This window comes from Trichocoleus sp. ST-U1 (assembly GCF_039961835.1).
Lineage (GTDB): Bacteria > Cyanobacteriota > Cyanobacteriia > Cyanobacteriales > FACHB-T130 > FACHB-T130.
In genome coordinates, this window is sequence record NZ_JAMPJZ010000005.1 from 95,840 (window position 1) to 108,767 (window position 12,928).

The 12,928-nt window shown below is 48.7% G+C and carries 12 protein-coding genes; 8 read left to right on the plus strand and 4 right to left on the minus strand.

From position 1 onward, the window contains the following. Positions 1 to 161 precede the first annotated feature (161 nt). The 4 genes from petD to NDA06_RS03755 all read left to right on the plus strand — a co-directional run bounded on the left by petD (position 162) and on the right by NDA06_RS03755 (position 3,496). Positions 162 to 644, plus strand: coding sequence for a cytochrome b6-f complex subunit IV (gene petD / locus NDA06_RS03740; RefSeq protein WP_190414392.1), 483 nt, complete (start codon positions 162 to 164; stop codon positions 642 to 644). 189 nt (positions 645 to 833) lie between these two features. Continuing rightward, positions 834 to 1,835: a GDP-mannose 4,6-dehydratase gene (locus NDA06_RS03745; RefSeq protein ID WP_190414391.1), complete on the plus strand. Its 1,002-nt coding sequence runs from the start codon at positions 834 to 836 to the stop codon at positions 1,833 to 1,835. 5 nt (positions 1,836 to 1,840) lie between these two features. Next, positions 1,841 to 3,001 (plus strand): glycosyltransferase family 4 protein, encoded by a 1,161-nt coding sequence (locus NDA06_RS03750; protein WP_190986388.1) that lies wholly within the window; start codon positions 1,841 to 1,843, stop codon positions 2,999 to 3,001. A 114-nt stretch (positions 3,002 to 3,115) separates the two neighbouring features. Next, positions 3,116 to 3,496 carry a hypothetical protein gene (locus tag NDA06_RS03755; RefSeq protein ID WP_190986389.1) on the plus strand — a complete coding sequence of 127 codons (381 nt, stop codon included), beginning with the start codon at positions 3,116 to 3,118 and terminating at the stop codon, positions 3,494 to 3,496. Between the two features lie 58 nt (positions 3,497 to 3,554). Here the strand turns inward: NDA06_RS03755 and NDA06_RS03760 are convergent, their stop codons facing one another. Beyond that, positions 3,555 to 3,989: a hypothetical protein gene (locus NDA06_RS03760; RefSeq protein WP_190526312.1), complete on the minus strand. Its 435-nt coding sequence runs from the start codon at positions 3,987 to 3,989 to the stop codon at positions 3,555 to 3,557. A 246-nt stretch (positions 3,990 to 4,235) separates the two neighbouring features. Here NDA06_RS03760 and NDA06_RS03765 point away from each other — a divergent pair, with 246 nt between their 5' ends. Together NDA06_RS03765 and NDA06_RS03770 are read left to right on the plus strand one after the other, a co-directional pair. Beyond that, positions 4,236 to 4,586, plus strand: a complete 351-nt coding sequence (locus tag NDA06_RS03765; protein ID WP_190986390.1) for a hypothetical protein — start codon at positions 4,236 to 4,238, stop codon at positions 4,584 to 4,586. A gap of 176 nt (positions 4,587 to 4,762) precedes the next feature. Continuing rightward, on the plus strand, positions 4,763 to 6,958 hold the full coding sequence (locus NDA06_RS03770) for a pentapeptide repeat-containing protein (RefSeq protein WP_190986391.1): 2,196 nt from the start codon (positions 4,763 to 4,765) through the stop codon (positions 6,956 to 6,958). A 52-nt stretch (positions 6,959 to 7,010) separates the two neighbouring features. Here NDA06_RS03770 and NDA06_RS03775 read toward each other — a convergent pair whose 3' ends face one another. After that, a complete protein-coding gene (locus NDA06_RS03775) occupies positions 7,011 to 7,421 on the minus strand; it encodes a VOC family protein (RefSeq protein ID WP_190986392.1) in 411 nt (136 codons plus the stop codon). A gap of 252 nt (positions 7,422 to 7,673) precedes the next feature. On the opposite strand from NDA06_RS03775, the gene NDA06_RS03780 reads away from it, so the two are divergent. Beyond that, a complete protein-coding gene (locus NDA06_RS03780; RefSeq protein WP_199324157.1) occupies positions 7,674 to 8,864 on the plus strand; it encodes a glycosyltransferase in 1,191 nt (396 codons plus the stop codon). Between the two features lie 8 nt (positions 8,865 to 8,872). Here NDA06_RS03780 and NDA06_RS03785 read toward each other — a convergent pair whose 3' ends face one another. Beyond that, complete coding sequence (locus NDA06_RS03785) at positions 8,873 to 10,525, minus strand: adenylate/guanylate cyclase domain-containing protein (protein WP_190689045.1); 1,653 nt, start codon at positions 10,523 to 10,525, stop codon at positions 8,873 to 8,875. Positions 10,526 to 10,539: 14 nt separating this feature from the next. Between NDA06_RS03785 and NDA06_RS03790 the strand changes: the two genes are divergently transcribed. Next, positions 10,540 to 10,797 (plus strand): hypothetical protein, encoded by a 258-nt coding sequence (locus NDA06_RS03790; protein ID WP_348251681.1) that lies wholly within the window; start codon positions 10,540 to 10,542, stop codon positions 10,795 to 10,797. A gap of 131 nt (positions 10,798 to 10,928) precedes the next feature. Here the strand turns inward: NDA06_RS03790 and NDA06_RS03795 are convergent, their stop codons facing one another. Further along, entirely contained in the window at positions 10,929 to 12,539 is a 1,611-nt protein-coding gene (locus NDA06_RS03795) for an adenylate/guanylate cyclase domain-containing protein (RefSeq protein ID WP_190986394.1), read from the minus strand. Positions 12,540 to 12,928 lie beyond the last annotated feature (389 nt).

Here is a 12,928-nt window from a genome sequence, read left to right on the forward strand (position 1 = left end):
CAGGAGATATCCAGCCCCTGTCCAGCGCCCAATGGGGAGAGGAGAGAAAGTGGGAAAGTCATTTTTCTTCCCTGCATTATCTATCCCTCTATTACCCCCTGACCACTTTGCCTCTTGCTTAGCTCAAAGCTTTCAAAACGCATAGGAGAACACATACAACAATGGGAACCCAAAAAAAGCCGGATCTAACCGATCCGCAGTTACGTGAAAAACTTGCCAAAGGCATGGGTCATAACTACTATGGCGAACCCGCTTGGCCCAACGACCTACTCTACATTTTCCCTGTAGTAATTATGGGGACGATTGCACTGTGTACGGGTCTGGCTGTGCTTGACCCAGCGATGATTGGCGAACCGGCAAACCCCTTTGCTACCCCTCTGGAAATTCTCCCAGAATGGTACTTCTGGCCTGTTTTCCAAATTCTGCGGATTCTACCCAATAAACTGCTGGGTATCGCCTGCATGGCAGGGATTCCTTTGGGCTTGATTCTCGTTCCCTTCATTGAGAACGTTAACAAATTCCAAAATCCCTTCCGTCGCCCAGTCGCCACGGCGGTTTTCCTGTTCGGAACTTTCTTTACCCTCTGGTTGGGTATTGGTGCCACCTTCCCCATTGACAAATCTCTGACATTGGGTCTGTTTTAAGACAATCATTTGTTATCCTTGACGCCTGTGGGTTTCAAAAGCAGTGCTTTTGTGCTGCTTTTGAAGCATCTACGGGCGTTAAGTATTATCTGGTCGCTTCCGAAAAAGCAAAGTATAAAAGAACATAGGATGTAGCTGCCTGAACCAAACTCCAGCCCCAACGCAACATTAAGTGGTTAAACTCAACTCATGGCAAAGACAGCGCTAATTACAGGAATCACCGGGCAAGACGGCTACTATCTCAGCCGTTTACTTTTGGAACGGGGTTATCGGGTGGCTGGGTTGGTACCGCTGCACCGCCAATCCAGTCTGGCTAAACTGGGTTCCCTCGCCAGCCAAATTGAGGTTTGTGCGGTTGACATGAGGGATAGCGCAACTCTGTTGGAAGTAGTGGAACAACTACAGCCCCAAGAAATTTATAATTTAGCCGCTCCCAGTTTCGTCCCAGATTCGTGGCAAGACCCGCTGGGAACGCTGGACTTGGTAACGGGTACGGCGACCAGGCTGTTAGATGCAGTGCGTCTGGCTGGATTGAACACGCGGTTTTATCAAGCCAGCAGTTCCGAGATGTTTGGGCAGGTGGATCGGTCGCCTCAAGATGAGAATACACCTTTTCGTCCGATGAACCCTTACGCAGCGGCAAAGTTGCACGCCCATTGGACGATGGTACATCACCGACAGCGCTACGGTTGGTTTGCCTGTAGCGGTATTTTATACAACCACGAGTCATCGAGACGACCTCCAAATTTTGTCACGCGGAAGGTGTCTTTAGCGGCAGCATCGATTAAATTGGGGTTAAGCGATCGCCTGGAAATGGGCAACCTGGACGCCAAACGCGACTGGGGTTATGCTGGCGATCATGTGGAAGCAATGTGGCGGATGTTGCAGGCAGATGAACCAGAAGACTACGTGATTGGGACGGGTCAGTTACACAGCGTTCGGGAATTGGTGGCGACTGCTTTTGAGTGTGTGGGGCTAGATTGGACTCGTTATGTCGTTGTCGATCCCAAGTTTCTGCGATCGGATGAACATTTCTATCTGGTGGCAAATCCAGAGAAAGCCAAGCGCCAACTCAACTGGGAACCGCAAGTTAGCTTCGAGGGTCTTTTGGAAAAAATGGTGTTGAAGGACTTGGAACGTTTACAAAGTGCTGAGGTGCCGTCCATCGCCCAGATGGAACAAAACTCCTAAAATTCATGGATATTGAAGTGGGAGAAAAGATAGATTATTTAGAGCCGACTGTTAAACCAGTCGCTAACCATATATTTATTTTTCTGGAAGTTTTTGGATGCGAAGGGGGCATTCAATCCTACGTTAAGGATATTTTGCAGTCTTATACCTCATTGGGAAATCAAGCCAAAGGCGAGGTATTTTTGCTACGAGATGGCGTTGGATGCCCAAATCCCTTTGAGGGAAAAAACCTCAAATTTCATTATCTCAAAAGCCAAAATCCCCAAAAGGGACGCTTAAGGCTAGCAACTTCACTGCTAGCTTGTCTGTTACAACGCCGTCCCCACCATGTTTTTTGCGGTCATATTAATCTGTCACCCCTGGTGAGGCTGCTGTGTCAGCCGCTGGGGATTCCCTATACGGTGCTGACTTACGGAAAAGAATTTTGGGAACCCTTAGCCAATCAAGAACGAAGGGCACTCAAGCAGGCGGAGGGAATTTGGACAATTAGTCGCTATAGCCGCGATCGCGCCTGCGCGGTGAATGACCTAGACCCCAAGAAAGTGCAAATGCTACCCTGTGCGGTGGATGGGAATTACTTTACTCCAGGTCCGAAGCCACCCGCATTGATCGAACGGTATAATCTTGGCGGTGCCAAAGTTTTGATGACTGTAGCGCGGCTGTGGTCGGGCGATATCTACAAAGGCGTAGACGTTACTATTCGAGCTATCCCTGCGATCGCTCAAGTATTCCCAGAAGTCAAATATTTGGTGATCGGTCGCGGCGACGATCAACCCCGACTGGCGCAGCTTGCCAAAGATTTAGGAGTTGCCGACCGGGTTGTCTTTGCCGGGTTCGTTCCCACCGAAGACCTGGTAGACCATTACCGCGTCGCTGATGCTTACATCATGCCTTCCCAAGAAGGCTTCGGAATTGTCTATTTAGAGGCAATGGCTTGTGGTATCCCCGTGCTATCGGGTAACGATGATGGCTCCGCTGACCCCCTTCAGGATGGACGTTTAGGCTGGCGCGTCCCCCATCGCAATCCAGAAGCCGTGGCAAATGCCTGTATTGAAATCCTCAAAGGGGACGACCAGCGCTGCGATCCTCAGTGGTTGCGAGAACAAAGTCTCGCCCTGTTCGGCAAAGATGCCCTTGCCCAGCAGTTAAAACATCTGCTTGTTTGAATGCGATTAGGCACGCTTAAAAATCAATGCCGAACTGCCTCTGTTCTCAGACATAATCGATTCTGATTTAGGATGGAAGTAGTCCATACTACCTTGCTTTTGTTGGAGACTGCCGTGAACCAGAACAGCCCCAATCCCTTTCAATTCAAGCTTTCTGGCGTCGGCTCTTGGCTTACCTTGCTGCTCATCATTTGGTTGCTGGGGTCGATTGGGCTTGGCTGGTTGGTAAAATCTTTTCTAATTCTGATAGGTTTAATCCTCGTCGCACCAGTCCTTGCCTTCCTGGGCTTTCGCTGGTGGTTGCAACGCAACCTCATTGCCGACCAGTGTCCCGTCTGTAGCTATGAATTTACAGCTTTGAATCGAACCGAGTGCCAGTGCCCCAATTGTGGCGAGTCGCTCAAAATCGAACAGGGACACTTTAACCGTTTGACGCCTCCCGGAACGATTGACGTTGAAGCCGTTGAGGTATCTGCCCGCTCTTTGGAAGACTAGAACAAAATCAAGTTATTCGTCACTCGTTTTTGATTGATTACGACTGACGAATGACTGATTATTTAGTCTGTCCAGTAATCGATAGAGTATAAGGATGGGTGCCACCCGCGCGATCTCCGACATAAACGTTATAATCCCCCCGAAGCCAAACTCCTGAAATCTCCGGCTTATCTCCAGAAACACTATCTGCCAACACGCAGAATCGTCCTCCTGGGCCATCAACCAGAAGCGTAGGCTCGCCACTGCTTTGGATACTCAGGCGCAAGTAATCGATCCGATCTGCCGTTACCCGAACAACTTGATTCGGGGTTTGGGAGATATAACCGCAATTACTACTTGTTTGACCGCCAGAAGCTCCGTTAAGGACGACCGGATCGTTCGACAACTTCGACGACAGTTCTAACACTGGGGCATCACTACGAGCCGCCCCAGCGCCTGTTAAGATTAACGCCAAGGTTGTGGGAATAACTATCCATTTGCGAAGCATCTTCATTTCGTCATCCCCTTGCCTTTTTAAGGAAGTCTTACTATAAGTGTCCTACAGAAGTAAATAAAGGTGTTTCGAGTGTGTTCCTTTTCTTAAAGTGTCACGTATCTGAGAGGGCGCTAAAATTTCTTCTTTTTTAAGTCATGGTGTTGCTAAAACAAACTTTTGTTTAAATCACCAAGACAATACATGCTTGACTGTCAGTTTTTCATTTGTAACCGTCATTTTCGTCACTCACTATAAAAACAAAAGATGAATCCTCAAGAAAATCAAGACTGGGAGCGTAAACTCCAAGAACTAGATGCTCAAATCAACCAGAGCAACCCTCCCGCGCCAATGATAGAAACCGAACCGGGGAAACCTCTCCAGGTTCAACCTAAAGAATCTCAATCAATTCAGTCTCTGTTCAACAAAATTGCTAACTGGTTTCAAAGGCTTCCTGGTGCTGGTAAAGTTGCTGTTGTCGCCGTCGCGGCTTTGGTTGGTTTTGGGCTAATCAGAAGCGTTTTGTATCTAGTTGCATCCCTGATTAGTCTCGGCATCTTGGCAGGATTAGTGTATTTGGCGTACAAACTGTTTATTGCCCCCAAGTCCCCCGATTAGCAAGTCTTAATTTTTTGGGTAGCAATGAGGACTATGGACTCCGGACGGGTATAGTCGTCTAAGGACGTAGGGCAGGTTCATTACTAATGCGGATCTTTACCAGCAAAATAAGGGTTGCCTGCCCGGACAAAATTTGCTAGAAGCGAACAGCTAACTGCTATTTGTGGAATGCTCGAATGGCTACCCAAAGCGTGAAAAAAAGCTCGAATCGCAAAAGCCCGTCTTGGCGGATACAGATGCACCGACTACCACTGGGTACCCGACGGGGTGCTGCCACGATTGTGGAAGTCTCGCTGGTGCTTGCGAGTGCTTTAGTTCCCTATAGCATCGGTCTTGCCGCCAAGTTTTGTACGAATGCTGGTGCGTGTGTCTCTCAGGAAACCGTTCCTCTCAACCCAGTGCTAGCAACCACCGAGGATGCGATCGCTCAAACGTTGGCAATTCCCCGGCGCGCAAGCAACCAACGGGTTGCTCCACTCACCAATTTGTTTTGGTGCGGGGCGCTGGTGGCTCCTGTCCTGGTCGTAGGCTGGCAACTGTATAAATTGGGAAAAACCGGACAAACCTCGCCCAAGCGCTGGCTAGGCGTCCAAGTTGTGCAAGAATCAGGCGACCCGCCAGGATTGATTCGCGCTATTTGGAGAGAGGGAGTCGGCAGGTGGGGATTGCCGCTTTCGACGGCTTATCTGATTTGGCGCTACAGCGGTGCTTTTCCGGATTTGGGGATTTTGCTGGGATTGTCAGTTTTGATGTGGCTGGGGGAAAATGCGATCGCGTTGTTTAATCCCGAACGTCGCACCTTGCACGATAGAATCGCTGGAACCTTTGTCATCGATGGAGCCAGGGCTTTTGTACCCGATCGGTCGCGGAATGCTCCTCAGTTCAACCAATTGCCGGGAACCGAACAGCCAGCGAAGCGAGCAAGGGAAACCATCACAAGCATTGCCCTGACTTCTCAATCTTCCAAACCCTCTTCCAAGCGATCGCTGCATCTTTGGGATTGGATGCGCCAAAACCCCAGTCTGACGCTGATAATTGTCGGCTTTTCTTGCATGAGTGCTGTCTTGGGAACCTTCGTCGGCACTCAAATGTACATTCAAAGTCAGGCAAATTGGCGCTCGTCCAAGCAACAGAATAACAAAGTGTTTTTGGCGCTGGTCGAGCGGTTAAGTCAATCTTCCCCTAACCAATTAGAAGAACGACGGAGTGCTATTCTGGCGCTGGCAAGGTTGGACGACTCGCGGGCGATTCCCTTCTTAGTAGATTTGCTGGGTCAAGAAAGGGTACCTGCTTTGATGGAGACAATTGGGCAAACCTTAGTCAGTACGGGTCCGGAAGCTTTACCCTACTTGCAGCGCTTAAATCTTTCCCTGCAAAAGGACGAAGCGCTGCTGCAAGGAAGTGGATTCGTAGAGCGACAGTTGATTGCAAGGCGGCTCGTGGGCACTCAACGCGCGATCGCTAAAATTCTCAGCATCTACCCCACTCAAGTCCACAAGGCCGATCTCAGTCGCACCGACCTCGCACAGGTACGCCAAGAGCCTGCTCCATTTACTCTGGTTCTAGACAAAGCTGATCTTTCTGGGATTCTCTTCAAAGGAGCCTCCCTCACAGGTGCCAGTTTACGGAATAGCCGCTTCTTGGGTGCCGGTGAGGATGGGCGTCTGGGCACCTTTGACGATCGGATTGCGGACTTCAATGGAGCCGACCTCAAAGAAGCGAACCTCAGTGGCGCTTTTTTGAGCCGTGTCCCCCTGAATCGCACCAACCTAATCCGTGCCACCTTGAATCGGGCTAATTTGGCCAATGCTCAACTCGTAGGAGCCAACCTCAGCAGTGCCAAGCTCATCAGTGCAGATTTGCGTCAAGCCGTCTTAGAAAATGCCAGCCTGACGGGTGCAGATTTAGCGAATGCCAACTTTACCCAGTCCAATCTCTCTAGCGCCCGTCTCGGACAAGTTAGCGCTGTCGGGGCTAAGTTTCTGTTTGCGCTGCTGAGGAACTCCAACTGGCAAGGAGCAGACCTTTCAGAAGCAGATTTTCGGAACGCCGATCTCCAAAAAGCTGACCTCAGTGCCACCAGACTGGTTGGTGCCAATCTCGCTCAGGCTCAGCTGCAAAATGCCAATTTACAAAACACAAATCTGAGTGCGGCAGACCTGCGTGGGGCGAATCTCGCAGGAGCTAATTTGAAGGGGGCAACCTTTGCCGCCCCAAAACCCTTGCAGTCGGATCAATTCATTCAAGAGGCACCCAATGCCGCATCCTTGGCTCGCGTTCAAGGCGTCGATTTTTCTCAAGTGAAAAATTTAGATGCCAAGCAAATTGGCTTGATTTGCGACCAAGGAGGGCGTCATCCTCGCTGTCAGTAAATCAGGCAGAAGGGCACCTAGAAACCGCAAGATCCAGCGAGCAAAAAAGCATCTAGGGCAGATTGGGCATATGAACCAATTCCAGTTTGATCCCATCGGGATCGGCAAAGAAGACAGCGTAGTAGCCCGGTGCGTAATGGTTATATTCGGCTGGCGGATCGAGGACTGTAGCGCCTAGTTCAAGAATCAGGTTGTATAAGTTATCTACCTGTTCGCGGCTGTCGGCGTTAAAGGCAAGATGGTGTAGTCCTGGCGAGTAGCGATCGTGTAGTTTGTTCGGGGAATCTGGATTCGCAGCATAAATCAAAATTGCCCCGACATCCTTTGACCACCACATAATAAACTCATCATTTTTCTCCACCTGCTGGTAGCCCATGAATTCCAAAATTGCGTTATAAAACGGTTCCGATTTCGAGCGATCGCTAACCGTCAAGCTTAGGTGATTCAAGGTACCAAGGGTCATACAAATCTACCCTGTTTCGGAAGAACAAATGTATTATAAACTCCCGTTTTGCAAGTTGGTTCAGAGCAGGAAATCCAATTTTTAGCCAGGAGCCGAAATTTTGTATGCTGTTACACATCAAAAATATATAAGTTTTGATCCCTATCTACCGAAGGGCAGGCAAAAAAAGAATTCTTTTTTTACTGTTTAATTAGCTTTATGCGATCGCATTTAAAATAACCACGAGTCCCTTAAGCCAGTTCATGGTGTCCAATGAAGCTAAGCTTCTGCATGATTGTTAAAAACGAAGAATCGTCTTTACCACAATGCTTGAATAGTGTCAAAGATGTGGTAGATGAAATGGTGGTGCTGGATACCGGCTCCACTGACAAAACTGTTGAAATTGCCAGAGAATTTGGGGCGAAGGTTTATCACTTTGAATGGTGCAATGACTTTTCAGCAGCGCGGAATGAGTCGTTGAAGTACGTTCAGGGAGATTGGGTGCTGGTGCTGGATGCGGATGAAGTGCTGACACCGGAAATTGTGCCGCAGATGAAGCAAGCGATGGAAAGCGATCGCAACCTCGTTATCAACCTGATTCGTCAAGAAGTTGGAGCATCCCAATCACCCTATTCCCTAGTTTCTCGTCTATTTCGCAATCACCCAGACGTGCGCTTTTCTCGTCCTTACCATTCGCTCGTGGATGATAGGGTTGCGGAATTGTTGCAGCGAGAACCCCAGTGGCAGATTGTTTCTCTGTCGGATGTCGCAATTTTGCACTATGGCTATCAACCGGGAGCGATCGCATCTTTAAACAAATTCGATAGGGCGCAGGCGGCGATGGAAGGCTATCTGGCAAGCCATCCCAACGATCCCTATGATTGTTGTAAATTGGGGGCGCTTTATATAGAAACAGGGAAAATTAGTAAGGGAATCGGAATCCTCAAGCGCGGCTTAAAATCAACACAGACTGACGCTTCTGTTTTATACGAGCTGCACTACCATCTGGGCAATGCCTATATTCGTGTGAACGATCTTGCACAAGCAGCAACACACTATCAAGTCGCCATTCAACAACCAATTCTGCCCAAACTTAAACTAGGGGCTTATAACAATTTAGGCAACTTGTTGATAGCATCTGGGGATTTTACTAATGCTCAAAAAGCTTATGAAACGACCTTACAAATTGACCCTAGTTTTGCGGTCGGAAAGTACAATCTAGGCATGGCATTAAAAGCAATCGGGCGTTTGCCGGATGCGATCGCTGCTTACCGCCAAGCGATTCAACTGAACCCAGACTATGCAGAGGCGTATCAAAATCTGGGAGTTGCCCTGTTGAAAATGGGGAACGTAATCGAAAGTTTAGAAGCATTTGGGAAAGCGATCGCCCTTCACGAGCAACACAACCCAGAGGAAGCCGCTAGACTCCGCCAAGGATTGCAAGAAATGGGGTTCCAGGTTTAATCTCATCTCTAACCCGACTGAATACCATCGTGGATAACGCTCTGCCGCTTAGTCTGATAAACCCGTATCGGTCGGTCAATACCTTTAAAACGGTACTCTCCCATCGGAAACAAATCTTTCGGTTGACTGAGCAAAGAATAGCTGGCTTCACTCACGACACATTCACCGGGGGGACAAATTCCTTCCATCCGCGAGGCAAGATTAATCGTAGCGCCTAAGACGGTATAGTCTACCCTCTGAGAGCTGCCCACATCTCCAACTACCGCTTTACCGCTGTTAATCGCTATCCGCAATTGCAGCGGTTGTTGAAAGAACTTACGAGCATTCAGACGCTCCAGACGTTCCAGCATTCCCCAAGCGGCGGCAAAAGCTCGGTCGGCATGATCCGGCTGGGGTTCTGGAGCGCCAAAAAATGCCATAATGCAATCTCCAATAAATTTATCTAGCGTTCCTCTGGCGGCAAAAACTTCTTTGAGCATCTCCTCAAAGAAACTATTGAGCAAATCGGCAATTTCTGTCGGAGTTAAGCGTTCCGAAAGCGCAGTAAAGCCAACAATATCGGCAAAGAGAATGCTGATTTCGCCTTCTGTGGGGGTAAGACGACCGCCTTCTAATCCTCCTACATTCATAATATGCTGCACAACTGAAGGAGAGTGATAGCGTTCTAATCGGTGTCGAATGTTGGCTTCGCTTCTGAGTTTCTCTGCTAACAGCCAACGTTGCACCGCCGACGCCACCAAATTCGCTAAAGCTGAAAAAAAGCTGAGGTCTTCATCTCCTCCTTTGTTCCAATGGGTAAAAGAAAGATGGGCATCGGCATAAAGAACGCCGACTACCTGATTTTCATCCCACAGAGGAACCGCTAGAGCGCTACGAATGCCTTTTGCTAAAATACTATGTTCGCCTTCAAACCGTTCATCCATTTGGGCATCAGCGGTTTTAATGGCGACTTTATCCGTAAATACTTTTTGACAAATGGTGCGGCTAATCCAACTGCCATCTGCGGCGAGATTTTCCTGCTGAGAAATATCTCTCGCTGCTGCTTGAAGTAATTCAAGTTCCCCCGAACAATCGACATCAATCAACAATGCCAACCGATCGATACTAATGAGATCGCGGAAAACAATTTCTTGTATCTGCTGGAAAATTGCTTCGATCGATTCGGCAGAATTTAGACATCTAGCGATATCAACCAAGTCTTTCAGCCGAGCGATCGCTTTGTGGGGATTCGCAATATTACTCCCTTCATCATCCGCTTGTATCCATTGCTGTTGCAGTTCTTTGGCATTGCGAAGAATCGTCACTTCTTCGGGGATCGGATCTGCATTGATGGGATTGAGTTGAGTTTTTTGTTGAGGAGAACTGGCTAAAAGAACGTGGATGAAAACATGACCCATCTGAATAACATCCCCATGATTCACTCTTTGGGGCGCTGCTAGCAGACGGTCATTTAACCGCGTTCCGTTTGTGCTATGCATATCTTCGACTACCCACACGCCATCCGGTGTATTTAACAACCGGGCATGACAGCGGGAAATTTCAAAATAAGGCAAGTACAGATCGCATTCTGGCAAACGACCAATAATAAATTCCTCTTTATCCACCGTGACGGTGCTTTCAGCATTTTCCTCAACTTGTAGGCGCAGCTTGAGTTCAGCCATGACTCTAAACCTCCTTGAACCAAGGCGAACAAGGCTTGCTAAAACTCCTGGACAAAGCAATAGTCAAAGAAAGCACCCACAAATATATGCGTTTTCCCGGCAATTACTGCCACCATCTTAACTCTGACGAAATCCTTCGACAGATGATACGCTGTGTTGCCATAGGTCGCAACGACCGGGAAATCGCACCCAGCACCTTTTTGGTTAACCTTCTGCTCAACCTCTTGCCACCTCTGGCTAACCCACCCCGATACGGGGAAGGTGAGGAATAAATTTTTTGGGCTGGTGAGGAGAAGCGATAAACTCCTCGATTTCGTCGTCGAGAAAGGGTTTGGCTTGGTCTTAGCCGAAAACTCAAAATCCGCCCTTTCGCTCCACTAAAACTCAGAGGGGAGCCAGCACTTTAATGCCGCTTGGTTTGATAAACTCTGACAGGTCGGTCTATGCCTTTGAAATGGTGTTCTCCTACCGTCTGCAAGTCTTGGGATCGCTTCAGCAATGAATACGTGGCTTCACTAACGACACATTCACCGGGGGGGCAGATTCCTTCCATGCGGGAGGCTAAATTAATCGTTGCTCCTAAAGCGGTATAGTCTACTCTTTGAGAGCTACCGACATCTCCAATCACGGCTCTGCCACTATTGATAGCAACCCGAATTTGCAGCGGTTCGCGCCAGACTCGAGCGGCATTTAATTTCTCTAGACGAGTCAGCATTCCCTTGGCGGCGGCGAAAGCTCGGTCGGCATGATCCAGTTGAGGTTCCGGAGCGCCAAAAAATGCCATGATGCAGTCTCCAATATACTTGTCTAACGTTCCTCCAGCGGTAAAAACCTCCTGTAGCATTTCCTCGAAGAAATCATTGAGTAATTGGGCAATTTCTGTAGGACTCAACCGTTCCGAAAGGGCAGTGAAGCCAACAATATCGGCAAAGAGAATGCTGATATCAACCTCGGCAGGCGTGAGACGACCGTTGTCTAAGGCCCCCAGGGTCATAATGTGCTGTACAACGGCAGGGGAGTGATAGCGCTCTAGTCGAGTCCGAATGGTTTCTTCGTTTCTCAGTTTCCGCGTTAACAGCCAACGTTGGACTGCGGATGCGACCAGATTTGCTAAAGCCGAAAAAAAGCTGAGGTCTTCCTCGCCTCCTTTCGTCCAATGGCTAGAGGAAAGATGAGCATCGGCATAAAGAACACCGACTACTTTATTTTCATCCCAAAGCGGGACGGCGATCGCGCTCTTGATCCCTTTGACTAAAATGCTCTGTTGCCCCTCAAACCTTTTATCCATCTGGGCATCAGCGGTTTGAATTGCGACTTTCTCGGCAAATACCTTTTGACAAATGGTGCGGCTAATCCAACTGCCATTTGCCGTTAGATTCTGTTGTTCCAAAATATCTCTAGCGGCGGCATTCAGCAATTCCAGTTTGCCGGAACCCTCTACATCAATTAACAATGCCAAGCGCTCAATGCTTTGAAGTTCGCGGAAAACGACTTCCTGCACCTGGTAGAAAATTGCTTCGATCGATTCAGCTGCGCTCAAATTCTTGGCGATATTCACTAAATCTTTGAGCCGAGCGATCGCTTTTTCCTTATTGCTAACTACGTCTAGCGTCCCTTCCGCTTGTATCCACTGCTGTTGCAGCTCTTGAACATTGCGAAAGATGGTGGTTCCTTGAGCCACGGGTTCCACCAGCTGTGTTAGATGGGGTTGAGCAGGATGGCTCAAAAGAATATTCAGGCTAATATCTCCCAGCCAAAGAATATCGCCGTGATTTACCTGTTGAGGCGAGATGACAGGGCGTTCATTCAATCGCGTTCCGTTTTTGCTGCCCATATCCTCAATTGTCCACGCCCCAGAAGGCGTTTTCAAAAAGCGGGCATGACACCGGGAAATTCCCTCGAAAGGCAAATGCAAGTTGCATTCTGGCAAACGACCGATCGTAAATTCATCCCGATTCACCGTAATCGTTCTTTCTGTATCTCCCTCTCGTAGACGCAGATTGAGTTCAGCCATGACTCCTATCCCTTTTTGAAGCGAAGCGAACGAGGCGTGCAAAAACTCAGCAAAGTAAGGGGCTTTTGATTGGTTTCCCTCACTTCCCCTCAAGGTTATGGCATTCTCAAAGGCATTTATGCAACCCTGCCCAAGCTACACGCTTAGGGCAGCTTAATCGGCAAATCGTTTGAGTTTTAGCGTTAATGCCTCTGCGCCCTTCAGCCTTACCTTATATAAATGGGGGGTCATACCCCTCATTCCTTGAACAACAGTATCATAGTATTCGCTGGTTCCCGATGTCAGGTCGAGGTTTTAGCGAGACCGTCGAAGCCTTGACAACTGGGCACCAGAGAAGACGCGAAAGTGCGGTTTTCATACGCAGTCAATCAAGAGTGCGGCGGGAGAGA